The sequence below is a fragment of the Gordonia gummivorans genome (assembly GCF_022513585.1).
In the GTDB taxonomy this organism is placed as follows: domain Bacteria; phylum Actinomycetota; class Actinomycetes; order Mycobacteriales; family Mycobacteriaceae; genus Gordonia.
The window spans coordinates 37,024-62,094 of sequence record NZ_JAKWBF010000018.1; the positions used below are offsets into that span (position 1 = coordinate 37,024).

At 66.1% G+C, this 25,071-nt stretch carries 24 protein-coding genes; 14 read left to right on the forward strand and 10 right to left on the reverse strand.

Translation table 11 applies throughout. The features are described 5' to 3' along the window. The first annotated feature begins 20 nt into the window (after positions 1-20). The gene (locus MKW15_RS14305) at positions 21-1,613 is read left to right on the forward strand and encodes a Na+/H+ antiporter (RefSeq protein WP_240859320.1); all 1,593 of its coding nucleotides are present in this window, start codon (positions 21-23) and stop codon (positions 1,611-1,613) included. Between the two features lie 498 nt (positions 1,614-2,111). Here MKW15_RS14305 and MKW15_RS14310 read toward each other — a convergent pair whose 3' ends face one another. The 3 genes from MKW15_RS14310 to MKW15_RS24670 are packed head-to-tail and all read right to left on the reverse strand — an operon-like array spanning position 2,112 to position 3,042. Beyond that, positions 2,112-2,315, reverse strand: coding sequence for a hypothetical protein (locus tag MKW15_RS14310; protein WP_240859326.1), 204 nt, complete (start codon positions 2,313-2,315; stop codon positions 2,112-2,114). 47 nt (positions 2,316-2,362) lie between these two features. After that, positions 2,363-2,797, reverse strand: coding sequence for a type II toxin-antitoxin system VapC family toxin (locus MKW15_RS14315; RefSeq protein WP_240859329.1), 435 nt, complete (start codon positions 2,795-2,797; stop codon positions 2,363-2,365). Beyond that, positions 2,794-3,042 (reverse strand): type II toxin-antitoxin system VapB family antitoxin, encoded by a 249-nt coding sequence (locus tag MKW15_RS24670; protein WP_355279609.1) that lies wholly within the window; start codon positions 3,040-3,042, stop codon positions 2,794-2,796. The genes MKW15_RS14315 and MKW15_RS24670 overlap by 4 nt, the downstream gene beginning before the upstream one ends. Before the next feature lie 244 nt (positions 3,043-3,286). Between MKW15_RS24670 and MKW15_RS14320 the strand changes: the two genes are divergently transcribed. Continuing rightward, the gene (locus tag MKW15_RS14320) at positions 3,287-4,378 is read left to right on the forward strand and encodes a Fic family protein (protein WP_240859335.1); all 1,092 of its coding nucleotides are present in this window, start codon (positions 3,287-3,289) and stop codon (positions 4,376-4,378) included. A 36-nt stretch (positions 4,379-4,414) separates the two neighbouring features. Further along, positions 4,415-5,305 carry a DMT family transporter gene (locus MKW15_RS14325; protein WP_240859337.1) on the forward strand — a complete coding sequence of 297 codons (891 nt, stop codon included), beginning with the start codon at positions 4,415-4,417 and terminating at the stop codon, positions 5,303-5,305. Here the strand turns inward: MKW15_RS14325 and MKW15_RS14330 are convergent. Next, positions 5,290-6,840 (reverse strand): adenylate/guanylate cyclase domain-containing protein, encoded by a 1,551-nt coding sequence (locus MKW15_RS14330; protein ID WP_240859338.1) that lies wholly within the window; start codon positions 6,838-6,840, stop codon positions 5,290-5,292. The genes MKW15_RS14325 and MKW15_RS14330 overlap by 16 nt on opposite strands. A gap of 52 nt (positions 6,841-6,892) precedes the next feature. Between MKW15_RS14330 and MKW15_RS24440 the strand changes: the two genes are divergently transcribed. The 3 genes from MKW15_RS24440 (at position 6,893) to MKW15_RS14350 (ending at position 11,751) form a co-directional block, all read left to right on the forward strand. After that, positions 6,893-9,613 carry a helix-turn-helix transcriptional regulator gene (locus MKW15_RS24440; RefSeq protein ID WP_276614996.1) on the forward strand — a complete coding sequence of 907 codons (2,721 nt, stop codon included), beginning with the start codon at positions 6,893-6,895 and terminating at the stop codon, positions 9,611-9,613. Between the two features lie 102 nt (positions 9,614-9,715). Beyond that, positions 9,716-10,327: a hypothetical protein gene (locus MKW15_RS14345; RefSeq protein ID WP_240859340.1), complete on the forward strand. Its 612-nt coding sequence runs from the start codon at positions 9,716-9,718 to the stop codon at positions 10,325-10,327. Between the two features lie 26 nt (positions 10,328-10,353). After that, on the forward strand, positions 10,354-11,751 hold the full coding sequence (locus tag MKW15_RS14350) for a carotenoid oxygenase family protein (protein ID WP_240859343.1): 1,398 nt from the start codon (positions 10,354-10,356) through the stop codon (positions 11,749-11,751). Here MKW15_RS14350 and MKW15_RS14355 read toward each other — a convergent pair. After that, positions 11,748-13,034: an adenylosuccinate synthase gene (locus tag MKW15_RS14355; protein WP_240859344.1), complete on the reverse strand. Its 1,287-nt coding sequence runs from the start codon at positions 13,032-13,034 to the stop codon at positions 11,748-11,750. The two genes, MKW15_RS14350 and MKW15_RS14355, sit on opposite strands and share 4 nt — an antisense overlap. A gap of 78 nt (positions 13,035-13,112) precedes the next feature. Between MKW15_RS14355 and MKW15_RS14360 the strand changes: the two genes are divergently transcribed. The 4 genes from MKW15_RS14360 (at position 13,113) to MKW15_RS14375 (ending at position 16,041) form a co-directional block, all read left to right on the forward strand. Next, positions 13,113-13,784, forward strand: a complete 672-nt coding sequence (locus tag MKW15_RS14360; RefSeq protein ID WP_240859346.1) for a hypothetical protein — start codon at positions 13,113-13,115, stop codon at positions 13,782-13,784. Continuing rightward, on the forward strand, positions 13,781-14,614 hold the full coding sequence (locus MKW15_RS14365) for a site-2 protease family protein (RefSeq protein WP_240859348.1): 834 nt from the start codon (positions 13,781-13,783) through the stop codon (positions 14,612-14,614). Before MKW15_RS14360 ends, MKW15_RS14365 begins: the two co-directional genes overlap by 4 nt. Positions 14,615-14,690: 76 nt before the next feature. Continuing rightward, on the forward strand, positions 14,691-15,044 hold the full coding sequence (locus MKW15_RS14370) for a VOC family protein (protein ID WP_240859350.1): 354 nt from the start codon (positions 14,691-14,693) through the stop codon (positions 15,042-15,044). Positions 15,045-15,210: 166 nt separating this feature from the next. Further along, on the forward strand, positions 15,211-16,041 hold the full coding sequence (locus MKW15_RS14375; protein WP_240859352.1) for an SDR family oxidoreductase: 831 nt from the start codon (positions 15,211-15,213) through the stop codon (positions 16,039-16,041). 4 nt (positions 16,042-16,045) lie between these two features. Here MKW15_RS14375 and MKW15_RS14380 read toward each other — a convergent pair whose 3' ends face one another. From MKW15_RS14380 to MKW15_RS14395, 4 genes are all read right to left on the reverse strand, one after another. After that, on the reverse strand, positions 16,046-16,876 hold the full coding sequence (locus MKW15_RS14380; protein WP_240859353.1) for a polysaccharide deacetylase family protein: 831 nt from the start codon (positions 16,874-16,876) through the stop codon (positions 16,046-16,048). A gap of 60 nt (positions 16,877-16,936) precedes the next feature. Next, positions 16,937-17,857 carry a cation diffusion facilitator family transporter gene (locus MKW15_RS14385; RefSeq protein ID WP_240859356.1) on the reverse strand — a complete coding sequence of 307 codons (921 nt, stop codon included), beginning with the start codon at positions 17,855-17,857 and terminating at the stop codon, positions 16,937-16,939. 74 nt (positions 17,858-17,931) lie between these two features. Beyond that, a complete protein-coding gene (locus tag MKW15_RS14390; RefSeq protein ID WP_240859357.1) occupies positions 17,932-19,035 on the reverse strand; it encodes an FUSC family protein in 1,104 nt (367 codons plus the stop codon). Further along, complete coding sequence (locus tag MKW15_RS14395) at positions 19,032-19,475, reverse strand: DUF3151 domain-containing protein (RefSeq protein ID WP_240859359.1); 444 nt, start codon at positions 19,473-19,475, stop codon at positions 19,032-19,034. The genes MKW15_RS14390 and MKW15_RS14395 overlap by 4 nt, the downstream gene beginning before the upstream one ends. 490 nt (positions 19,476-19,965) lie before the next feature. Between MKW15_RS14395 and MKW15_RS14400 the strand changes: the two genes are divergently transcribed. Then, on the forward strand, positions 19,966-21,729 hold the full coding sequence (locus tag MKW15_RS14400; RefSeq protein ID WP_240859361.1) for an Rv0361 family membrane protein: 1,764 nt from the start codon (positions 19,966-19,968) through the stop codon (positions 21,727-21,729). Next, complete coding sequence (locus MKW15_RS14405) at positions 21,726-22,046, forward strand: hypothetical protein (protein WP_240859364.1); 321 nt, start codon at positions 21,726-21,728, stop codon at positions 22,044-22,046. The genes MKW15_RS14400 and MKW15_RS14405 overlap by 4 nt, the downstream gene beginning before the upstream one ends. Before the next feature lie 256 nt (positions 22,047-22,302). On the opposite strand, the gene fbaA is transcribed toward MKW15_RS14405, so the two are convergent. Beyond that, on the reverse strand, positions 22,303-23,337 hold the full coding sequence (fbaA, locus tag MKW15_RS14410) for a class II fructose-bisphosphate aldolase (protein ID WP_240859365.1): 1,035 nt from the start codon (positions 23,335-23,337) through the stop codon (positions 22,303-22,305). Positions 23,338-23,466: 129 nt separating this feature from the next. Here fbaA and MKW15_RS14415 point away from each other — a divergent pair, with 129 nt between their 5' ends. Both MKW15_RS14415 and MKW15_RS14420 read left to right on the forward strand, forming a co-directional pair. Beyond that, positions 23,467-24,231 (forward strand): VTT domain-containing protein, encoded by a 765-nt coding sequence (locus MKW15_RS14415; protein ID WP_374247195.1) that lies wholly within the window; start codon positions 23,467-23,469, stop codon positions 24,229-24,231. Between the two features lie 47 nt (positions 24,232-24,278). After that, positions 24,279-25,007: a DedA family protein gene (locus MKW15_RS14420; RefSeq protein WP_240859370.1), complete on the forward strand. Its 729-nt coding sequence runs from the start codon at positions 24,279-24,281 to the stop codon at positions 25,005-25,007. Positions 25,008-25,071 lie beyond the last annotated feature (64 nt).

Genomic DNA, 25,071 nt, shown 5'->3' on the forward strand with positions numbered 1-25,071 from the left:
CGCCCACTACTCTTCGACGGGTGAGTCCTGAGCTGCTGCTGGTCGCGGTCGCCGCGGTACCCATCGCGGCGCTGTGCCGCCGGTACGGGTTGTCCGCCCCACTGGTCCTGGTCACGGTCGGCCTCGCGGTGGGCTGGATACCCGGTGTGCCCGAAGTGATGCTCGAACCCGACCTGGTGCTGTTCCTGATCTTGCCGCCGCTGCTCTACTCGGCCGCCCAGGACAGCTCCTACCAGGCCATCCGCGCGAATCGGCGGGCGATCGGACTGTTGGCCGTCGGTCTTCCGCTGTTCACGACGCTGGTGGTCGGTCTGGTCGCGTACTGGACCGTGCCCAATCTGCCGCTCGCGGCCGCCATGGTGCTCGGTGCGGTCGTCGCACCGCCCGACGCGGTGTCGGCGCAGGCGATCGGTCGTCGTCTCGGGTTGCCCCGGCGGATCATGACGCTGCTGGGCGGCGAGAGCCTCCTGAACGACGCCACCGCGCTCACTGCGTTCCGGATCGCGGTGGTCGCGGTCGGCGCCACCGCAAGCCTTGCCGAAGGGCTGGCGATGTTTGCTCTCGCGGCCGTGGGCGGGGTGGTGATCGGGCTGGTCATCGGGTTCGCGGTGTCGTGGCTGCGCACCTGGCTCGACGATCCGCCGATGGAGACGGCGATCGGGATCATGGTGTCGTTCGCGACGTATTTCGCCGCAGAGGAGGCCCACGCGTCGGGCGTCATCGCGGTGGTCACCGCCGGACTGTTCCTCGGATCGCGTTCGGTCCGTGCGGGTTACGCAACCCGCCTGCAGGACGAGGCGGTGCGCAAGTCGATCGACGCGATCCTCGAGGCGTTCGTCTTCCTGCTCATCGGACTGCAGATGCCCTTCCTGATCGAGGGTTTGTCCGGCGAGTCGTGGGTGCAGGTGTCCATCGATGCAGCGGCAGTGCTGGCCGCCACCATCCTGATCCGATTCGTCTGGGTGTATCCGGCCACCTACCTGCCGCGATTGTTCTCGGCGAAGATCCGTGCCCGCGAGGGCATTCCGCCGCCTGGGTGGGTGTTCGTGGTGGCGTGGTCGGGTATGCGCGGCGTGGTCTCGCTTGCCGCGGCCTTCGCCATCCCATTGACGGTGGAGCAGACCGGTGAGGATTTCCCAGGCCGGCCCGAGATTCTGTTCCTCACCTTTGTGGTGGTGATCGGCACCCTGCTGATCCAGGGCACCACGCTGCCGTGGGTGATCCGGCGCCTCGGGGTGTCGACGGACGACGAGTCCGCCGATCGTCTGGCCTACGCGGCCGCGCAGGACCGGGCGAGCCGCGAGGCCGAGCAGGTCCTCGACGGGTACGCCGCCGACATCGGTGACGACGACCCCCGACGACTCCAGGTGATGATGCTCCGCAAATGGGTCACCACCCAACGCAATTCGGCGTGGGAAGAACTCGGCCGCGGACCCGAGACCATTGGCGAGAGCCCCACCGCCGCCGGTGCCCGCATGCGCCTCGACGTCCTCAAAGTCCAGCGGTCGGTCTTCATCGACGAACACGCCGCCGGCCGCATCGGCGACGAGGTCCTCCGAATGGCACTGCGTCAGTTGGACTTCGCCGAAGCGCAAGTCGATCGCGAGGCGTGAGCACGACCGATGACCTGGGCAAATTCAGCCTGCCGAGGCGTCGCTCCCGACACTCTGTGTCCTGTTGGAGAATCTGTGTGCTGCAGCACACGGTTGACCCGACTCGGCACAGGGTGTGGTCTGAGGCCACCCATGGCACATCACCGCCCAAGTCGGGCGCGGCTTGGGCTTCGGTCTGGCCATTTCTCGCGTCGTCCTGCGAGAACTCGAGTTGAGTTGGAGAACGCGAGTGCTGCAGCACTCGCGTTCTCCGATTCGGCTCCAGTTGTCGCGGGCGCCGGCCGCGCGGAGGCTCCGGGCCGCCTATTTGCCTGGTCACGACGCCACCCGGTGGCCGCAACACTGAGGTGGAGCGCTTGCAGTTAGCGAGGAGCCTTCCTTCGCTCCCTGAGGCGCCGCCCTTGAGGAGCGAGGTTGCGAGCGTCTCGAAGGGTGCCCGAGGCGCTAGCCGAGGACCTCGAAGGGCAAGCATCCCAACAGTATTGGCACTACCGAAAGCTACGGCCAGGTGATGATCGTCCTCCCGCTCGCTGCGTGTCGCCAGATGACCGCGCGTCCTTCGGCGAGGGTGGGTATCCAGATCTCCAGATGGTCTTGGAGCAGGGCGCCCAGCGTCATCCACCGTCCGGCGGTGGCGGGTGGCACGGCGAAATGCACGCAGAGGGGTACGACAAGAATTCTCGGGCCGACAAAACTATCCACACGCGGAGTCTGTGGGCTGGGTGCCTATACAGTTCGGTTCGGGTTCATCACGACTTTGGGGCGCGATACTCCTCGCCATGTTCATAGATTTCGTCCAACGCAGACCTGACGCCGGTGTGTGAGAAGTCGTCGCCCTTCCACAGAAGCGACTCATTCCTGTGAATTGCCAATGCATACGAAAAGCAGTCACCGAAATTCAGCTTGGCGGGGTGCCCGCTGCCTCGCCCAAAGTCCCGATACGCTTGCCGACCTATGCCGATCTCCGCCACCGAAGTCGGTTCCACCTGCACGCCGATGTCAGCGAACCATGCATCGAACTCTCGGCTCGTTTGCGGTGTTCCGCGCTGGTCCATCACGATGCAGCACTCAAGATAGGTGCCGGCCGACATCCGGAGGCCACCAAGGGCAAGAGCAGCGGCGTAAGTCTCTGCATCCTCTTCGTCGAACACCACCGCCATCACTGCTGAGGTGTCCACAATCATGCGGGTAGACCTCGGTCGTCATACAGAAATGCAGTCGGGTCCTCGCCGGGCTCCAACGGTACGAGTTGCGCCCCGATCCGGGCACCGCTCCGGCGAATTTCTTCACCACGACCCGACTGTGCCTGGACTCGCAGGTGCAACTGCTCGACGGCGCGTCGGACCACGGCAGTCTGACTGTCCCCGGTCAGAGCGGAGATCTCCTTCACGAGAGCATGAACTTTCTCATCCTTGATGTTGAGCGCCATCTTCTACCCTTCTAGACAGGTTCAGGTAGAACGCTACCCTCAAAGGCGCAGCGCTGTATGTGCTGGCTGTGGTCATCGAGCGCAACGACGGTCGGCTGATGCCGCGACAACGCGTCGGCGCCCGGTGAGCAGCGTTCCGCGGAACGCGGGCGACGTGCAAAGACTGTGTACACGTCGCCACGGACATGTAAAGAATTCTTGGAAATCTTTACATGTCACGTCCACGCGTGTCAGGCTTGGGTCCGTGACCAGGTGGAATCCGGAGAAGCCGTACAACGCGCTTCCGCCGCCACCCGCGTCCAACGAGGTGGAGACCGCATCCGTCCTGAAGGCTGCCATCTCCGCGAACCGGTCGCTGGCCCGGCTCGACCAGGCGGCGATCTCGATTCCGAACCCCACAGTGTTGATCAACACGATCCCGCTGATCGAGGCGCAGGCGAGCTCGGAGATCGAGAACATCGTCACCACCACCGACGATCTGTTCAGGTTCCTCGACGACGACGACGGCGCGGACTCCGCGACGCGGGAGGCGCTGAGGTATCGGACTGCCCTGCGCGTCGGCTTCGACGAGACGCTGAATCGTCCGATCACCTCGGCGACTGCGATCACGGTGTGCAGCACCATCAAAGGCCACGACATGCGAGTACGGGATCTCCCCGGCACGCGCCTGGCGCACCCAGTGACCGGTGCAGTCACCTACAGCCCACCCGAGGGACAAGACGTCGTCGCACAAAAGCTCCACGAGTGGGAGACCTACATCCACGCCGACGACGGACTCGATCCACTGATCCGGATGACCGTAGGCCACTATCAGTTCGAGGCGATTCATCCGTTCGCCGACGGTAACGGCCGAACCGGACGCATCCTGAACATCTTGTTCCTCCGGCAGTCCGGACTGCTCGAGTCGCCTATCCTCTACCTTTCGCGCTACATCATCGCCACCAAGGCCGACTACTACCGGCTACTCCTGGCCGTCACCGCCGAGGAGGCGTGGGAGGAATGGCTGCTGTACATGCTTCGGGGAGTGGAGCTTTCCTCCGAGTCCACGCTCCGCAAGATCGCCGCGATCCGCGAACTCGAAGACACGTACGCGCAACGGGCACGGGAGTTCACACGCGGCAGCGTCGATGTCGAGCTGATGGCCGTCTTGTTCGAGCAGCCCTATTGCCGCATCTCGACCGTCGTCGAACGGTGCGGCGTGTCGCGTCCCACCGCAACGAAATGGCTCAACGCCCTCGCCGAGGCCGGCCTGCTGGAAGATGTACGCGCCGGACGCGATCGATTGTTCATCAATCGGGAGCTTCTCGATATCCTCACTCGTACCGAGCTCCGATGACGGTCTGACAGATCTACCCATCCAGGAGGATGCCACGTGATCCTGCCGATCATCCTCGCGTTGACCGCCGCGCTGCTGTTTGCCGTCGCGTCGGTCTGGCAAGCGCAGGGTACGCGAGGTCTGCCGACGGAGGGCGCCACCGGTGCGGGATTCCTGGTGACCCTGGCCAGACGCAAGACGTGGCTGATGGGCATTGCTGCCGACATTCTCGGATTCGTGGTGCAGGCGTGGGCACTGGCGGTGGGCAGCCTCATGCTGGTGCAGCCGCTGCTGGTGAGCACCTTGCTGTTTGCGCTGCCACTCGCCGCCGTCACCGAGAAGCGACGCCTGGTGGCACGCGAGTGGTTCTGGGCTGCACTGCTTTTTGCGTCACTTGTTGTGTTCATAGTGCTCGGGCAACCAACGGAAGGCATCGACGAACCGTCGTTCGCGCACTGGATCATTCCGCTCGCGATCATCATCCCGCTCGTCGCGGTCGGTGTCGGCGTCGGGTCGCGGCTACCGCACGGGGTGTCACGTTCGCTGACGCTGGCGATCGCCGCCGGTGTCCTGCTCGGCGTCTCGGCCCCGCTGACCAAGACGGCCATCTCGGGCTTCGACGACGGACTGATGCACGGTCTGCTCGGCTGGGAGTTCTGGGCGATGGCGGTAGCCGCGACACTGGGCACGCTCTGGCAGCAATCGAGCTATCAGGCCGGTTCCGTGCAGACCAGCCTTCCCACCGTCACAGTCCTCAAGCCGGTGGTGGCAATGGCGTTGGGACTGACCATCTATCAGGAGGGCCTACGGGTTGACACCGCAGGCGACATCGCCGTCGTCACAGCGCTCGCCGTGATGGCGGCGGCCACCGTCATGCTCGGACGGCTGTCGGGCCCGGCCGACGAACAGCCCGCCGACGCGGATACCCGCCGCTACTCCGACGTCTGAGCCGCGTACACCACGGTCTCCTCGGTACGGCCCCGCAGTGACGTCGATTCCTCGCGCTCCCAACGAGATTGCTCCTTCTCCGACGCAGCATCCACCGCCCGTCCCGACGCCAACGGCCGACTCGAGTCACGCTTGGCCAGCTCCGACAGTCGTGCGCTCTCGTTGACCGGGTCGCCGATCACGGTGTACTCGAATCGTTCTATCGCGCCGACGTTTCCGGCGACGACCGGCCCGTGGCTGACCCCGATGCCGGCCGACAGCTCCGGCACTTCGATGGCCAGGTCCGCGGCGATCTGCCGGGCCGCGGCCAGCGCGGCACCCGCAGCATCGTCGAGGTCGATGGGCGCCCCGAAGATCGCGAGCACCGCGTCGCCCTCGAATTTGTTGACCAGGCCCCGACGGTTCTCCACCGACGCCACGATCACCGCGAAGAACTTGTTGAGGATCTCCACCACCTCGGTCGGATTGCGTTCGGCGGCAAGCGTTGTCGAGCCGATCACGTCGACGAACAGGGTTGCGACCGTGCGCTCGGTGCCGCCGAGTTCGGGGTCGGAGCTCAGCGCTGCCTCGGCGACGTCGTGGCCGACGTGCCGCCCGAACAGGTCGCGCATCCGCTCGCGCTCGCGCAGTCCACCGACCATCGTGTTGAAACCGACCTGGAGGTCACCGAGTTCGGTGCCGTCGTAGACGACGAGGTCGGCGTCGTCGAGGTTGCCCGACTGCACCTTGTTCATGCCCGCGCGGACGCTGCGGATGGGTCCGGTGATGCTCAGACTCGACAGAAAGGTGAGCAGCAGGCCCGTGAACAGTGCGACGAGGCCGAGCACCGTGACCCCGACGAACAGATCCAGTTTGGTGGTCTCGTCGCGAGCGAGTCCGAAGGCCACGAGAACCAGGATGCCGACGATGGGAATGGCCGAACCGATGAGCCAGGAGACGATGGCCCGGGAACGCACCCCGCTGCGCTTGCGTCGGCGATACCCGGCGGAGATGATGTCAGCCGCCACCGGCCGGAGCGTGAAGTCGATGAGCAGATACGCGATCGACACCACGACGACGCCACCGAGCCCGACCACGAGGAGAGCCTTCGGGATCAGCTGCGGGTCGACGATGCCGTACATCAGCGTGAACATCACGGTGGCCACCGCCCACAGCACTCCCTGAATGGCCGTGAGTCGCCACGGCACCCGCTGCGTCCGGCGTGCGTCTTTCGGAGTCGGCGGCCGGTCACGGATCGCCCACTGCAGATCCCTGACCACCACGACCGTCCCCCAGAGGATGCCGACCACAAAGGCGAGCGCGACGTAAACAGGTACCGCGATGAAGTTGACCCACCACAGTTCGGGCGTGAACACCGATGGCTGCGGGATCCCGACCGCCGTCAGCGACACCACCATGATCGCCCCGATGAGGTTGGCCACCACGATCGAGGCGGTCAGGAGGGTCTGAATGCGGACACGCTGCCGGAAGTTGCTCTCGTTCACCGATCCCAGCAGGATCGAGCCGTAGTCGCGGCTGCCCCGCTTGGCACGCATGGGTGCAAGCTTCTCATGCACCCCGACCCCACACCCGCATTAGCATGGGCACATGTCCGCGCCGAGGATCAGCGAGCGGCGCACCATCGTGAGCGAGATCGAATCCGTGCTGGCCCGCGCGCATTCCGACGGCACACGCGACGTACCCAGAACGCTCGTCATCACCGCAGGCCCGGGCAGCGGCAAGACCCATACGCTGCGCGCGCTGACCGACGGGCTGGTGGGGCAGGTCCGGTTCGCGGGAGCCGACGAACTCTCGTGGCGACAGCCGTTCGGGGTGGCCGCCGACCTTCTCGGCGCCGAACTGCCCGCGCCGATACCCGAAAGGTTCGGCGACAAACTCTATGCGCTCGTCGACGCGATGTGCGCCGAGCGCCCACTCGTCCTGATGCTCGACGACGCGCACAACGCCGACGCGGCGAGCCTCGAACTGATCTTCCGGCTCTCGGGCGCCGCACGCGATCTACCACTGGTGATTCTGCTCGGCCGCCGACACCTACCGGAGCGCGAACTCCTGGTCCGGCTCCTCGCCCGCCCCGGCGTGCACGAGTGGCAACTGCCGCCCCTCGCCGACGCCGAGCTCGATGCGCTGACCGTCGAATACCTGGGTGCGACGCCGGATTCCGCACTGCGAGCCCTGCTCTCGACGTCCGGCGGCAATCCCATGCACGCGATCTCGCTGTTGCGTTCGCTGGAACAATCGCACCGACTCGACATCTCGGCCGGCGCCGCGTCCGTCATCCCCGGCACCGACGCCGACCTGGGCACCGAGACAACCGATGTCATCGCCGGCCATCTTGCGCTCCTCGGCCCCGACGCCCGCGCTCTCGCCCAGAAACTCGCGGTGTGGGGCGGTCCGGCAACGCTCGCCGACCTCGCCGCACTCGACGGTTCCGCTCCAGCCGCTCTCGTCGGCGCGGCGCAGACCGCCATCGACGCGGGCATCATCGGCACCGACGACGCCGGAGCCCTCGCCTTCACCCACGACCTCTACGCCGACGTCACCTACAGCCAACTCGACCCGACCCTGCGTGCGGTGCTGCACGACGCGGTGGCCAACCACCCGAGCGTCGCGGCGCAACCGCAGATGAGCGCTCACCACACTCTCGCCGCAGGCACCGATGAGTCCACCATCGCCGACGCGGTGCGCCGGGCCGAGATCGACCTCGAGAACACGCCCGCGGTCGCCGTGGATCTGCTCGACAGCATCGCCGCCCGCACCGATGGTGGCCCCCCGCCCCGCGTACACAGCGACCTCGCGATTGCCCTGGCTCGCTCGGGACAACTCGCTCGGGCTTCGGAGGTCGCTGCAGAGGGCCTCGCACATGCCGCCGGCATCGAAGAGATCGCGAGTCTGCACAGCATCCTGCTGTTCGCCCTCGTCAACAAGGGCGACACCGATCGCGCCTGTGACCTCATCGACGAGACACTGCAATTGCCGGTCGGCGACGAGGTCACCGAGACCCTCCGCGACCTGCGCGCCTACAACCGCATCCTCGACGGCAGCCGGCCGATTCCACTGACACCGCTGTTCGACGTCGACAACGAGGCACAGAAACGGTCGGTGCAGGGTGTTGTCGGCGAGGCGTTACGACGGTTCCTCGTCGGCGACCTCGACGAAGCCTTGCGCTTGAGCATGCTCGCGTCGCGCCGGGTGGGCGACGACAAGCCGGCGCCTGTGTCGGTCAACTCGTCTGCCGACGTCTGGCCTCCGCTGATCGAACTGTACGCACACGGACCCAACGCGGCAGCCGAACTTCTGACCGCCATGAGCCAGCTGCGTGCCAGCCGCGCCGCCGACTGGATGACGTCGTATCACGAACTGTCGCAGGGTGGCGTGGAGTTCTCGCTGGGCAACTTCGACGACGCCGCCGCCACATGGGACGCCGCCCTGGATCGACTGTCGGCCGCCGACATGGGCTGGACGTCGTTGGCCGAAGGCGGACAGGCGGTCATGGAAGTGCTTCGTGGTGACATCGCGGCCGCCTCGACCCGCCTCGACGAATGGGATCGAAGGTCGCTGCGGAATCAGTTCGGCATGCCCGAGGTCGAACGCGCGCGGACGCTGCTGCTCGAATCCACCCGACGTCTACGACCCGCGGCGCACCTGGCGGCGCAGACCTGGTCGCACGCCGAATCGCTCCACCTCTACACCTGGCTTGCAGTGTTCGCGCTCGACTGCGCGCGAATCGGAACCCGAGCCCGCGACAGCGATCTCCTCGACCTCGTCGCCGACGGGCTCGACGCGATGCCACACGCACCGACCCCCACGATGGCCGCGACGATCGAGTTGGCATGTGCGATGCGCTCTGGTGAACCAGCCGCGGTGATGACGACCGCCCAAGCGACCGCTGCACAACTCGCTTCCTCCGGCAACATGGTGTTGACGGCGAGCGCACTCGAGGAGTCTGCCTGTGCTGCAGCACTTCTGGGAGACAAGGACGCGGCCCGCGATGCCGCAGGGCGGGCGCTCACCCTGACCCAATCGATGGGTGCGACGACGATGTCGGCGCGAATCGCCTCCCGCCTCCGTCCGATGGGATTACGGATCGACCCGAACGCCGTCCGCGACCGGCCGCGGCACGGCTGGGAGAGCCTCACCAAGACCGAGGTCACCGTCGCCGAACTCGTGGCGGCCGGGCTCTCGGGCAGCGAGATCGCCGCCCGGCTGTTCATCTCACCACGGACCGTGCAAACGCATGTGTCACACGCGCTGTCGAAGCTGGGGCTGCGGACCCGCGTCGAGCTGGCCGCGTACGTGGCGGGTAGGTAATCGTGGTTGGCGGCAAAAACTCCGTCATGACGCAGATGTTTGCGTCATCGGGAAACGCGAGAGTGGAGACACCAACAACAACCACCTCGTAGGAGAACCCCGATGAACGCAAAATCCATGATCCTGGGACTGGCCCCCTGGTTCGTCTTCAGCTTTGCCGCCGAACGCCTCGGCGCCGATCACGTCACCCTCGCCGCGATCGCGGCCTGTCTCATCGCCTTCGGCATGACCGCCTACTCGGCAGCGAAGGGGCACGGCTGGAAGATCCTGGACGTGTCCGGGGTCGTCCTGTTCGGACTGATCGCCGCCGTCGGGATCGTCGGAAACCACCAGGTCGACGAGGCGCTGGTGTTCTTCGGACGTGGCGGCTCGGCCTTCATCCTGGCCGCGATCATGGCGGTCTCGGCGTTCACCATTCCGTTCACCGAGCAGTACGCACGTGAGTCCGTCGACAAGCAGTACTGGAATAGCCCGATCTTCCGTGCCAAGAACCGTCAGATCAGCCTGATCTGGGCCGGCGCCGTGGCCGCCATGGGTGTCTGCCACGTGATCGCCGGTGTACTGGCCGCCTCGGCCGACGTCGCGGGTGCCCATCCCGGCAACATCCTGCTGAACTGGGTGATCCCGATCGCGCTGATCGTGTTCGCCGTCAAGCGCACTCAGGCCATCGCCGAGGGCCCGACCGCCGCCACAGCACCCGCCCCCACTCGCTGACCCTCATCGTGGATTCGGAGACCATCATGACCACCGCACCGGCCCGCCCCGCACCCGTCGACCTCGCCCACCACAGCCACCTGACCGGGGTGAACGCACCCCAGCGCGAGGAGGTCGACGTAGCCGACCTCCGCATCACCGGAGAGCTCCCCGCCGATCTCGACGGCAGCTATATCCGCAACGGCCCCAACCCCCGCTTCGATCCGATCGGCTCCTTTGTCTACCCCATCGACGGCGACGGCATGGTTCACCGCCTCACCATCGCCGACGGTCGTGCCGGGTACACCAACCGGTTTGTCCGGACGCCGATGGTGGTCGCCGAAGAGGCTGCGGGACATGCCATCTGGTCGGGCATCACCGACGGCTACACACCGTCGGCCGAGGATGTCGGCGAACGGCTGGCGGGGACGGTGCGCGAGCTGCCCGACATCAACATCGTCCGCCACGGTGGGCGGCTGATGGCCATGGCCGAAGCCGATCAGCCGTATCTGCTGAACCCGAAAGACCTTGCGACGCTGACGAAGACCGACTGCGACGACGCCATGCGGGTCGGCAGCACCGCACACCCCAAGATCGATCCCGTCACCGGCGAGATGGTGCTCTTCAACTACACACTGGAGGCGCCATACCTCACCTGGTCGGTGGTCGGCGCCGACGGCCGGACCGTGCGGCCGCCGACCCCGATCGCCGGACTGACCGAACCGGTGATGATCCACGACATGGCACTCACCCAGCGATACGTCGTACTGTTCGTGTGCCCATTGATCTTCGACCTCGAAGCAGTGATGACGGGTGGTTCGCTACTGAGTTGGCGGCCCGACGACGGCACCCGGATCGCGCTGATCCCGCGCGATGGTGGCGCGGTCCGCTGGATCACCACCGAGCCGTTCTGGGTGTGGCATTTCGCCAATGCGTTTGATAGTGGGCCCGATGTGACCGTTGACTACGTCGAGTGGACCTACCCCAGCGGATTCACCGACCAGCCACGCCGCGCGGCGTCGACGATCACCCGTGCCGTGATCCACCCCGACGGGCAGATCAGCCGAGCGGTCATCAGCGACAACGCCATCGACATGGAGTTCCCCCGCGTCGACGACCGGCTACTGACCCGCGACCACCGTTGTATCGCGTCGGTGTCGAAGGGTCCGCTCGACAGTGGATCGCAGGACAGCCTGTGGTTCCACGACATCAACGCCGACCGCGAAGAATGCTGGAGCCCCGGTGTCGCCATCGGCGAACCCATCTTCATGCCCGGCACCGAGCACGACTACTGGGGCGCGATCGGCACCGATCCTGCCGACATGCGTTCGTATTTCTACGTTCTCAGCGCCGACGACCCGGCCGCCGGACCGCTCGCCACCGTCGACCTCCCCATCCGCGTCCCAGCCGGACTGCACGGGGCGTGGCTGCCGAACAGCGGCTAGACGATGGCCCGACGCACAATCGTCTGATCGCGCCCCGGTCCGACGCCGACGCACGAGATGTGTGCTCCGGCAAGATCTTCGAGTCGGAGGATGTAGTCTTGCGCGTTCTTGGGAAGTTCGTCGAAGGTGGTGCATTGCGAGATGTCTTCCCACCAGCCGGGCATCTCTTCGTAGATGGGCTTGGCGTGGTGGAAGCCGGTCTGGGTCATCGGCATGTCTTCGACACGTTCCCCGTCGACCTCGTAGGCCACGCAGATGGGGACGGTGTCGAGGCTGGAGAGCACGTCGAGCTTGGTGAGGAAGTAGTCGGTGATGCCGTTGACGCGGGTGGCGTAGCGCGCGATCACCGCGTCGAACCATCCGCAGCGACGAGCGCGACCGGTGGTGACGCCGACCTCGCCGCCCGTCTTCGCCAGGTAGGCACCCCACTCGTCGAAGAGCTCGGTCGGGAACGGCCCCGACCCCACGCGCGTGGTGTAGGCCTTCAGGATGCCGAGCACGGTGGTGATCTTGTTGGGGCCGATGCCCGCACCCACCGCAGCACCACCGGCCGTCGGGTTCGACGACGTCACATACGGGTACGTGCCGTGGTCGACGTCGAGGAGCGTGCCCTGCGAACCTTCGAGCAGGACCGTCTCCCCGGCTTCGAGGGCCTGGTTGAGCAGGAGTCGGGTGTCGGCGATGCGGTGCTTGAATCCCTCGGCCTGCGCCATCACCTCGTCGACCACCTGCGCGGGCTCCAGGGCCCGCCGGTTGTAGATCTTCACCAGGATCTGGTTCTTGAGTTCGAGCGCGGCCTCGACCTTCTGGGCGAGGATCTTCTCGTCGAGGACGTCGGCGACGCGCACGCCGACGCGGGCGATCTTGTCCTGGTAGCAGGGTCCGATGCCGCGTCCGGTGGTGCCGATCTTCTTGTTGCCGAGGAAGCGTTCGGTCACCTTGTCGATGGCCACGTGGTACGGCATCAGCAGGTGCGCGTCGGCCGAGATCATCAGGCCGGTGGTGTCGACGTCGCGTTCCTCGAGTCCGCCCAGTTCGGTGAGCAGCACACCGGGGTCGACGACCACGCCGTTGCCGATGACGTTGTTGACGCCCGGGGTGAGGATGCCGGACGGAATCAGGTGCAGAGCAAAGGTCTCGCCGCTGGGCAGTACGACGGTGTGCCCGGCGTTGTTGCCGCCCTGGTAGCGGACAACCCAGTCGAGTTTGCCGCCGAGCAGGTCGGTGGCCTTCCCCTTGCCCTCGTCGCCCCACTGGGCTCCGATAAGCACGATCGCGGGCATGTCGGGTGCTCCTTCGATGTGACGCGCTGAACAACCTGACCAACACTACTGGTTCTGGCCGGTGGATACGCTATCTGCGTGTCGTTCGTGCTCATCACCCAGGCCTGGCGGTCCGACGACAAGAAGGCCGCACAGGCTGCCGTCGCCGATGCTCTGGCCGACGCCGAGGTCAGCCGGATCATCGTCGAACCGCGGGTTGCCGACCGTGTCGCCCCGACCATCGCCGACGAGGCCGACGCCTTTCTCGCACAGATCATCGCCGCACTGATGGTCGCCGAACGTCTCGACGTCGAGGTCGCGTACGTTCCGGCCGAGGCCACCACCGCGACCCGTCGCTACGGCCTGCCCCATGGGCCCGCCGCCCGCGAACTCGCCGAGCACGGGACCGCGCAGGCGATCCCCCTCATCCGCGACGACGCCGCGACGGTCGTGGTCGGCCGGGCGCGCCACCTCGGTGCGGAAGGGGCGAAGTTGCACGGCGAGACCTACGTCGACAACGACCGACTCTTCGACGGCGAGGTTCGCAGCATCCGCATCGAACCGACCCTCGACGAACCGGGTGTGCGCGCCCAGGTGGAACGCCTGCTGCTGCCCGGCCGTTGGTTCCACGGACGGGCCGCGCAGACCGGCGGCACCAACGTCGTGGTCGAACGGGAGGGCATCGTGAATCCGCGCGTCGTGAAACGGTCGACGTTCTATCGCCACCACGTCGACCTGCTGTTGGTCCGACCCTCTCTCGCACAGCAATGAGCGCGACTCCGATCCGGCCGGGCATGCGCGACATCGCCCGCGCGGTGAGGCCCGGCCCGATCTTCCTCGGCTTGATCGCGGCGACCATCCTGGGCGGCTGGATGTGCGCGCAATCGGAGGCCGGACGCAACGGCATGGCCATCGGCGGCACCTGGCTGCTGGTGTTGAGCGGCTGGATGATCTCGCTGTGCCTGCACGAGTTCGCGCACGCCGTGACGGCATTCCGGTTCGGCGACCGCAACACCGAGACCCGCGGCTACCTCACGTTGAATCCGTTGCGCTACGCCCATGCCGGCCTGTCGATCGTGCTGCCGCTGCTGTTCATCCTGCTCGGCGGCATCGGCTTTCCCGGCGGTGCCGTCTACGTCAACCAGGCCGGGTTCACCCGGGCGCAGCGCACCATCGTGTCGCTGGCCGGTCCGGCGACCAACCTGGTTCTCGGCGCCCTGCTCCTCGGACTCGTCCGCTTCCTCGGGTCCGACGCCGACTACGGCACAATCGGCGGCTTCCTCGTCGCGGGCACCGACGGCCTCAACCTGTGGGGCGCGTTGTCGATGTTGGCGTTCCTGCAGATCACCGCGGCCGTGCTGAACCTGCTGCCGGTGCCCGGGTTCGACGGTTACGGCGCCATCGAGCCCTACCTCGCCGACAACACCCGACGCTCGGTCGAGAAGATCGCCCCGTACGGGTTCCTCATCGTGTTCGCGCTGCTGTTCATCCCGGTCCTCAACGAGGCGTTCTTCGACTTCATCTACTGGCTGTTCGGTCTCTCCGGGGTGCCGTCGGTGCTCGCATCCCTCGGCTGGAACCTCTTCATGTTCTGGCGCTGAAGGATTGGGCCGAAATGCTCTGATCTCGCGCTCGCCCGGGCAATAGTGTCGAGGGAGACCATTCAAGGAGGCACTAGTGAGCACCCACGACATCCGCATGGTCGTCTTGTCGACGGACAATCTCGACGAGTCGATCAACTTCTACAGCGAGACCCTCGGGATGGGACTGAAGTTCCGCGACGGCGCCCATTTCGCGGCACTCGACGGCGGATCCATCACCCTCGCCCTCGCCACCGCCGTCGACCACCCGATCCACGGGCAGGTCGTCGTCGGGATCAAGACCGACGACGTCGACGGTGCAGCGAAGGCCATCGAGGCGAGCGGCGGCGGGATCGTCAAAGGCCCGTACGACGACGCGCATGAACGCCGTGCCGTGGTCTACGACAACAAGGGCAACGGCCTGGTCTTCTACAGCCCACTCCATCGCTGACGCTTCCGGGACCCTTTCCGCCCGCGCCCACCGACCCCAGCCTGCGGGGAATCTGTACGTAGGAGGCCGACCAAGTGGACTGTGCACTTGGACGCGCTCCCAGGTACAGATTCCAGCGAGCATCGCTCGACATTTCTAGAACACGTTCTAGTATTGCGCCGTGGACATGACCAAGAAATCAGTACTCGTGACCGGCGGCGGTAGCGGAATCGGCGCCGGCGTAGCGGCGAACCTCGCCGAGTGTGGCGCGGCGGTGACGATCGTCGGACGCGACGCCGACCGGCTCGACGCGACCGCTGACCGCATCAACCAGAACATCGGCCGTTCGGCCGTGCACTGCCACGCAGCCGACGTGACGGACGAAGATCAAGTCGCCGCGGCCGTGGCATCCGCAGTCACTCACGGCGACGGCCTCCACGGCGTGCTGGCGTGCGCGGGCGGCAGCGAGACCATCGGCCCGATCACCCAGATGGACACCGAGGCGTGGAAACGCACCGTCGACCTCAACGTCAACGGCACCATGTTCACCGTCAAACACAGTGCGCGTGAATTGGTCCGATCTGGCGGCGGCAGTTTTGTCGCGATCTCGTCGATCGCCGCGAGCAACACGCACCGATGGTTCGGGGCCTACGGCGTCACCAAGTCGGCGGTCGACCATCTCGTCGAGCTGGCCGCCGACGAACTCGGCGCGAGTTCGGTGCGCGTCAACGGGATTCGGCCGGGACTCATCCGCACCGACCTCGTCGCACCCATTCTCGGCGACGAGACGCTGAGTGCCGATTATCGAGGCGCGACGCCACTGCCGCGGGTCGGCGAGGTCGAGGACATCGCCTGGCTGGCAACGTTCCTGCTCAGCGATCACGCGCGCTGGATCACCGGGCAGGTCATCAACGTCGACGGCGGCCAGATGCTGCGTCGCGGACCGGATTTCAGCTCGATGCTCGAGCCCCTGTTCGGCGCGGACGGCCTGCGCGGCGTGGTCGCTGCCACCGAATGACTGCTCAGCGGAACGGCAGGAAGTAGTCGTCGAGGGTGACCAGACGCAACTTTCGGTCGCGAATGATCTCGACCAGCTCGTCGTAGACATGCGTCACCGGCCTGCGGTTGGCATGCCCGATCACCACCGATTGCGGTCGAAAGTACTTGCGCGCGTTCTCGATCAGGATCTTCTCGGTGATCACGCGGGAGTCCTCCAACGTCCCGTACCAGACGGTCGACGCGGGATATCCGACGTCGGCGGCGACCGCGTCGACCCGATTGGTGCGACGCCCATACGGCGGCCGATAGTACGGCGATCCGTCGACCCCAAAGGTGTTGCGCAAGAAACGTTTCGTCTTCTGCAGTTCGTCGACGATCACCGACTCGGGCACCCGGGTCAGATTGGGATGCGTCCACGTGTGATTGCCGAGCTGGATCTGGCCCGAGTCGACGAGCCGACGCAGCCGCACTCGGTGGTCTGTCCAGCTCGGATATGAGCCGGTGACGAAGAAGGTGAACCGCGCGCCGGTGTCCTCGGCGAAACGGATGTAGGACTCCACCACGGCGGAGTCGGCGCCGTCGTCGATCGTGAGCGCCATGTGCCGGCCCGGCCCGGGCAACGCCTTGATCGGATTCGGCGGCAAGGGTCGGCGGCTCTTCACGTCGGGCGGCAACAGTCCCGCAGGCGACGGACGCTCACCGGGAACGGCCTGGGGCACCCCGGGGAGCGAGATGGGCGGCAGCCCGGGCAGTCGAATGGTCGGGCCCGGTTGCGCGGATGCCACCGGAGCCGTGACGCCCAGCGCGGTCGCGGCCCCGGCGGCAAGCACGGTCAGGAACTGGCGACGATCCATTCGAAAATGGTAATCCCACTCGCCACTTTAGTCACTTCAGTCACAAGCGGCGGTAACCCGTCACCAGGTCATTTCCTCCCGACAAGCGCGTTGCTGGGTGACCGGATCCACCTGGACCGTCGCGTGGTCGAGGCCATACCGCGCGAGAACCGCCTGCGCGGCCGGCAGCACCTCGGCGTTGGGATGACTGCTACCGAGGTGAACGGTGGCGACGTCCATACCGGTCGTCAGTGACCATACGTGCAGGTCATGCACATCGTCGACGACGTCGAGCGCAGCCAGGTCCGCTCGGAGCGCCTCCACGTCGACATGCGCGGGAGCCTGCTGGTTGAGGATGCGCAGGGCGTCGGTGGCGAGCCGGACCGCACGCGGCACCACCCACAGCGCGATGAGGACGGCGACGATCACATCCGCGTAGCCCCAGCCGGTGGTCATGGCCACGACTCCGGCGATGAGCACCCCGACACTGCCGACGGCGTCGGCCAGCACCTCGAGATAGGCACCGCGCACCGCGATCGATTCCTTGGCGTCGGCCTTCAGCAGCAGCATGACACCGAGGTTGACCGCGAGACCGATGATCGCGACGATCACCAGTGTCAGGCCAGGAACCTCGGGATCGGTGCCGATGCGTCGCACCGCCTCGTAGAGAACGAAGGCGGCAACGCCGATGAGGAGCACGGCGTTGGCGACCGCGGTGAAGACCTCGGCGCGGTACCAGCCAAAGCTGCGTGCGTCGGTCGTTCGGCCATGGCGGGCCAGCAACAACGCCGCCAGGCCCATCATCAGGGCGACCACGTCGGTGAGCATGTGCCCCGCGTCGGCGATCAGGGCCAGCGAGTTGACCACGATCCCGGTGATCAGCTCGATCACAAAGAATCCGCCGATCAGCGCGACAGCAACCGCCATCGGCCAGATCCTGCGGCCGCTCGCCGACGTCGGCGTTGGTCCGTGTGAGTGCGAATGCCCGTGTGAATGACCCATAGCCAGCTCAATATATGCATGAGTTCGCATGCATTGCAATGATTGGAATTAGGTCTACCTAATTCCGACAGTGATCATCGCAGCGTCGCGACCGCCGACGATCGTCGCAGTCCGGCAACCATCAAGAGGTCGACGAGCAAGGATCGGATCTCGGCCAGCAAGGCCGTCTCCGACAGATCCGCGCCGGCCGCGAGTTCTTTACGGGCCTTGCGCACGATCGTCCGCAGCACCCGGGCGGCGTCGGCCTCGTCGGGCTCCTCCCCCGGATCCGCCATCATCATCTTGCGCAGGATCTCGAAGGCACCCGAGAGGTCCGTGATGATCTCGACCATCTCGGGACGCACCGTCTCGCCGCGCTGCACCTTCGACAACGAGCGTCGCGCGATGATGCGAAAGTTGCGGACCGCGTTGTCAATGGGATCGGCGGTCGCCGAGATGCGTTGGATACGCAGCCGCGACGTCCAATACAGCGGCGACACCCGCGTCACCTCACGGCCGCCACGCATGTCCGAACGCATCGTGTTGATAGCGCCCTGTGTGCCACGCGCCGTCTCCAGCGCCGCCGCCACCTCTTCGGCATTGCCGGTACTGAGGCCGACGGCAAGTTGCCGAGCGGCGTCGCGCACGGTCGCGAGCACTCCGGCGGCATCCCGCCGGGCCCGCGTCGCCGGATTGACCGGGAGCAGTGCGCCAACCAGGATGCCGATCGCCCCGCCGATCAGGGCGTCGATCGCGCGATGGAATCCGGCGACCCCGCCCGGCGGCAGCAGCGTCGCCACCAGCACAGCCGACGACGCCGCCTGCATCGGGATCAGCGGTCCGTCGTCGAGGAACACCGCCACCGCCATCGCAAGCGCGACCACCACCACGATCTGCCATGTTCCCGACCCGACCTGGGAGATGAACACGTCGCCGACGAGGATGCCGATCGTCACGCCACCGACGAGTTCGACCGACCGCCGCCAACGCTGGCTCAGCGACAGTCCCAGCGAGATCACCGCCGCAATGGGCGCGAAGAACGGTTGCGGATGGCCGAAGACCTCGATCGCCACCCACCACGCGGCACCCGCGGCGAGCGAACACTGCGCGATCGGCACAAACGACAGCCACAACCGCCGAAGTCGCTGCCGCAGCGGGGCGGGCAGCGAGTTGAAATGCCTGCGCAGGCGTGCGATCACACCAAGCCGAGGTGCGCGGCGGCGCTCGGATCGCTGTCGTTGAGCAGGTCGAGGCAGCGCAGGTACTCGTCTTCTTCGCCGATGGCCTGGGCCGCACGGGCCAGCACGCCGACCGCACGCAGAAAGCCTTGATTCGGTTCGTGCTTCCACGGGACCGGGCCGAAGCCCTTCCAACCGTGGCGTCGGAGCTGGTCGAGCCCACGGTGGTATCCGGTCCGGGCGTAGGCGTATGCCTCGATCACCTTGCCGAGGTCCACGTCGTCGCCGGTTCCCGCGGCATCGATGGCGGCCTCGGCCAGGTACGCCCAGGCGATGGACGCAGTGGGATGCGCCGCCGCCACCTCGGCGGGTACCGCACCATTGAGTAGGTCAGATTCGGCCTCGTCGTCGCCGGTGAGCAGTACCGGCTGTGGGCCCAGAAGATCTCCGAATGACGTCACGTCTCCATTGAATCATCGCCTCAGGCGAGGATGGACGAGACCAGGACTAGCCGATATGTCCGGAATCGACCGAACGCCCGAGTGCTGTATCGGGGGTCCATTCGCTAGGGTGAATGGCGCAATCGCTCCCGGCCGGTCGGCCGAACTGTCAGCGATGGTCGACGACGAGTGTCTAATCAGAGACGCGTGAAAGCGGGGTGATGAGGTCATGTCCAGACCCGGCGAGCCAAAGACAGCTGTCACCAAGGCCTTTGCCGCGATCCGGCGTTACGGTGAAGATCGACGCGCGCGCCGCAGGAGCGGACCCCCCGACCCAGCCGGGCGGCGTACTCAGGCTAGCGCCACCCCCGGCACACCTGCTGCCGACACACCGGACGCCGGCGTGTCGACGTCGCCGTCGAACGGCCCGTCGGCGGCGGAGACCGTGCAATTTGTCACACCGGGCTCACTTGATCAGAGCACCGACCGCAGAGAGGGCAACGACCCAGCCGTGGAAGATCCCACCCAAACCGACTTCGCCCCGGACAACACCGCTGACACCGACACCGCGCACGAGGAAAGCGCGGCGCCGACCGAGCGCCAGGACTCCGGGAACAAGCAGGACTCGGGGAACAAGCAAGATCCGGCTCCGGCACCGCCGAAGCCGAAGGGTGGACGCGGCATCGATGGCGCGACCCAGGTCATCCGCCGTGAAGACATGCCCGACACCAGCGACCTCGAGGACCTCGACGACATCGACCCGGTCGCCGCGAGCACCGACGACACCGGCGACACCACCGACGACGACGAGTCGGCGGCGCCGGCCCGTCTTGGACCGAGCGACTCGAAGACCACGGTGATCCGGCGTGAGGACATGCCCGACACCAGCGACCTCGAGGACCTCGACGACATCGACCCGATTGCCGAGAGCGCCGACGACGCCACCGACTCGGAGTCGGACTCGGACTCCGGCTCGGGCTCGAAGGTCGCGGGCGCTGCCGGCGTTGCTGCTGTTGCCGGAGCCGCCGGTGTTGCTGCCGCGGTCGCGTCGAAGGACGACGAAAGCGATTCGGCAGCAGCAGAATCCGACGTTCCCGAATCGGAATCGGAGGAGCCCGCCGCAACAGAGTCCGACGCAGTAGAGGCCGACGCAGCAGAGGCCGATGCAGCAGAGGCTGATGCCGAGCCGGTTGCCGACGAGCCCGTTGCCGAAGAATCGGTCGCCGATGAAACAGTGTCGGAGGAGCCTGCCGCCGAGGATTCCGTCGCGCACGACCCGGTCGCAGAAGATTCCGCCACCGAGGAATCCGCCACCGAGGAATCCGCCGCCGAGGAATCCGCCGCCGAGGAATCTGCCGCCGAAGAACCCGCTGCCGAGGACGACGGTGCCGCCCAAGAATCGGCGGAGGACACCTCGGGAGCAGAGGCCGAGGCGGCCGAGCCCGAGGCAGAAACTGCGGCAGACCTCGACACTGCCGAACCCAAGGCAGACGACGCCGCAGCTGTCGACACAGAATCTGACGCCACCGAGACCGTCGACTCGGAAGACACAGACGCCACCGATGCCGATGCCGGCGCGGATGCGAAGACCGCGGTCATCGCACTCCCGGACACCGCAAAGGCGGATACCACCCCCGCGGACAGCGCAGCGACCGACACCACCGAGGCCGACGGTCCCGCCACGGAAGCGATCGCCGACCCGTCCGGTTCGGACGCCAAGACCGCGGTCATCGAGCGCCCGCAGCCTGCGCGCGTGGACACCAAATCCGACACCCCGGCGGTTGCCGAATGGTCGACCGTCGCACACGAACCGCAGGTCATCCAGGGCGCCAAGCCGGAAGAGAAGAAGGGTCGGGGCCGGCTGATCGCCGCGGCGGTGGCCGCCGTCGTGATCGTCGTGGCCGTGGTTGGCGGCATCTTTGCGTTCATCAGCCTCCGCGAGCCCGCCCCGGCGGACGAAGCGGCCGAGGTGGCGACCCAGTACACGACTGCGCTGTCGAACGGTGATCTCACCACTCTGGTCGAGATCACCTGCGGCACCGACCACGACTTCTTCGCAAGTCAGGATCCGGCGGCCTACCAGCAGACCTTCAACTCACAGAAGGCGCGCAACGAACTCGTTCAGTTCGGCGAGATCAGGGCGGTCCGCGTCGACGGCGACCAGGCCGTCGTCGAACTGCCCGCGGCTCCGGGCAACCGGCCGCAGGAGCAGGAGTTGGTCACCATCAACCTGCAGAAGTCGGGTGACGACTGGAAGGTCTGCGCGCCGCAGTGAACCGTGCCGCACCGAGTGGAGGCGACCATCGCTTCCCGGCGCAGCCCGGGCGGCCGGTGAACCCACACCCGAGCCCGGCACCAACATTCACGCCGCGGACGTTCACTCCGCCGGCGTTCACGGCGCCACCCCCGCAGTCGACGTGGCAAACACCCGCGCCGGCCGCCCCACCGCGACCGCCCTCCCGCAACGCACGATCCGCCCGCGTCCGAGCATCGCGCCCCAAGAAGCGCAGGATCGAACCCGAGGTGATCATCGCTGGCTTGGTGATGATCGCCCTCGCGCTCGCCGTGATCGTCGGGCTCATCGCGCTCTGACTTCGTCGGCAACGCGGAGTCGAGAAGAGCGGCCAAGAAAGTGGGGGAAGAAACTTCTTCCCCCACCCTTGGTGTCCTCCCCCAGAAATTTCTAGCGGAAGACTATGAACCCCGGGGAAGAAGTTCTTCCCCTAGATTTTGCGGTCGCCCCGCTGACGCATTTTCCCAGCTCAGCAAAGCGGCAACCGGACATCAGGTCCGTATGAAGTTGTGCCCGGATACCGGGCACAACTTCATACAGATGAGATCGAGCGCGTCAGGCGCTGATCGACTTGCCGACCGACTTGAGGTCGGTGCAGGCCTCGACGACGCGCTCGCTCATGGCGGCCTCGGCCTTCTTGGACCAGACGCGCGGGTCGTAGGTCTTCTTGTTGCCGACGTCGCCGTCGACCTTCAGGACGCCGTCGTAGTTCTCGAACATGTGCCCGGCGATCGGTCGCGTGTAGGCGTACTGGGTGTCGGTGTCGACGTTCATCTTCACCACGCCGTAGCTCAGCGCCTCTTCGATCTCACTCTTGAGCGACCCGGAACCGCCATGGAAGACGAAGTCGAACGGCTTGGAGCCCTCGGCCAGGCCGAGCTTCTTCACCGCGACCTCCTGGCCGGCCTTGAGCACGTCGGGGCGCAGCTTCACGTTGCCGGGCTTGTACACGCCGTGCACGTTGCCGAAGGTCGCGGCGAGCAGGTACTTGCCCTTCTCGCCGGTACCCAGGGCGTCGAGGGTCTTCTCGAAGTCCTCGGGGGTGGTGAACAGTTTGTCGTTGATCTCGGCCTCGACACCGTCCTCTTCACCGCCGACGACGCCGATCTCGCATTCGAGGATGATCTTCGCGGCGGCCGCCTTGGCGAGCAGATCCTGCGCGATCTCCAGGTTCTCCTCCAGCGGCACCGCGCTGCCGTCCCACATGTGCGACTGGAACAGCGGGTCCTTGCCCGCGTCGACGCGCTCCTGGGAGATGGCCAACAGCGGACGGACGTAGGTGTCGAGCTTGTCCTTGGGACAGTGGTCGGTGTGCAGGGCGATCGTCACGTCGTACTTCGCGGCGATCACATGTGCGAACTCGGCGAGGGCAACCGCGCCGGTCACCATCTCCTTGATACCGAGGCCCGAACCGAATTCGGCGCCACCGGTCGAGAACTGGATGATGCCGTCACTACCGGCATCGGCGAATCCTTTGATCGCGGAATTGATGGTCGACGAGGAGGTGCAGTTGATCGCAGGAAATGCGTACCCACCCTCCTTGGCCTTCTTGAACATCTCGGCGTACTGATCGGGGGTGGCAATCGGCATTTCTCACGTCCTCCAACCGGGTGGGTTTTCACGCTTTGCGAGTCGGTTACTCCTGTTCAGTATGGCAAGGCCGCACCGGTCTCGTGCACCGGACGTCGTACCCGCCCGTAGTCACGTCCGGAAACTGTCATGTCAGGAAACACTCAGACGGTCTCGGTATCCTCGGGTTCCGTGACGAACTTCGCGATTGACGCAAACACGACAAACCTGGCATTGCTGCCCGGTTTCCTCGACCCCGTCAACCTGCTGAACTCGTTCGGCACCTGGATTCTGGCCGGCCTCCTGATCGTCGTCTTCGTCGAATCAGGACTGCTCTTTCCCCTGCTCCCCGGCGACTCACTGCTGTTCACCGCTGGTCTGATCGTGGCCGCGAAGTCCGCCGAGATCGAACCGTTCGCACCGCTGTGGGTGCTGCTCGTCACCATCCCGATCGCCGCCTTCCTCGGTGATCAGGTGGGGTATCTGATCGGCAACCGGGCCGGATACTCCCTGTTCAAGCCCGACGCGAAGGTGCTCAAAGAGAAATACATCATCGAGGCGCACGAGTTCTTCGAGAAGCACGGCCCCATCACCATCGTGTTGGCGCGGTTCGTCCCGATCGTGCGCACCTACGCCCCGCTCGTCGCGGGTGCGGCCAAGATGCGGTACCCCGTCTTCCTCACCTACAACGTGGTGGGCGCGATCGCCTGGGGTGCCGGGGTGACGCTGCTCGGCTACTTCCTAGGACAGATCGCGTTCATCCGCGACAACGTCGACTACATCTTCCTGCTCATCGTGTTCGTGTCGGTGCTGCCGATCATCTCCGAGGTCGGCAAGCGGGTGATCCGCAGGCGGCGGGCGGTCGTCAAGGAGCCACTCGACACCGACGACGCCGTGACCGTCGACTCACGATAGCCACCGTTGCGGCTCGCTCTCAGGCTGACCGCGTAGCCTGATGAGCCGTGACGTCCACAGCTCTAGCCGAGACCACGACAAACGTGGCTCTCATGCCCGGCTTTCTCGACCCGGTGACCCTCCTCGGATACTTCGGCGGTTTCGCACTCTGGGGTCTGCTCCTGGTGATCCTGATCGAGTCGGGCGTGTTGTTCCCGGTCCTACCAGGTGATTCGCTGCTCTTCGTGGCAGGCATGGTGGTCGCCGCCGGCGGCAAGGACGGGATCGAGAGTTTCGCCACACTGTGGCAGCTGCTGATCCTCATCCCGATCGCCGCGATCATCGGCGGCCAGATCGGCTACTGGATCGGCCGCTTCGTCGGCACCGAGATGTTCAAGCCCGACGCCCGATTCCTCAAGGAGCGCTACCTCACCGAGGCGCACGAATTCTTCGAGAAGCACGGCCCGATCACCATCTTCCTGGCCCGGTTCGTGCCGATCGTGCGCACGCTCGCCCCGATCGTCGCCGGCGCGGCCCGCATGAAGTACTCGATCTTCTTCATCTACAACGTGGTCGGCGCCATCGTCTGGGGCGCCGGCATCGTGCTGCTCGGCTACTGGCTCGGTCGCTTCGAGATCGTCCAGAAGCTCATCGAACCAATCTTCATCCTGATCGTCGTGCTGTCGGTCGCCCCGATGTTCTACGAGTGGTACCGACGACGTCGGGTGGCGAAGCGGGAAGCCGCAACGACAGTCGAGACGCCGGCACCGACCGAGGAACAGACCGACACTGTCTGATCCGAAGAGATCGGTGACCACCGCGCTGAACTGGGCAAATGGGGTAGTGCCGTGCCCCCAAAAT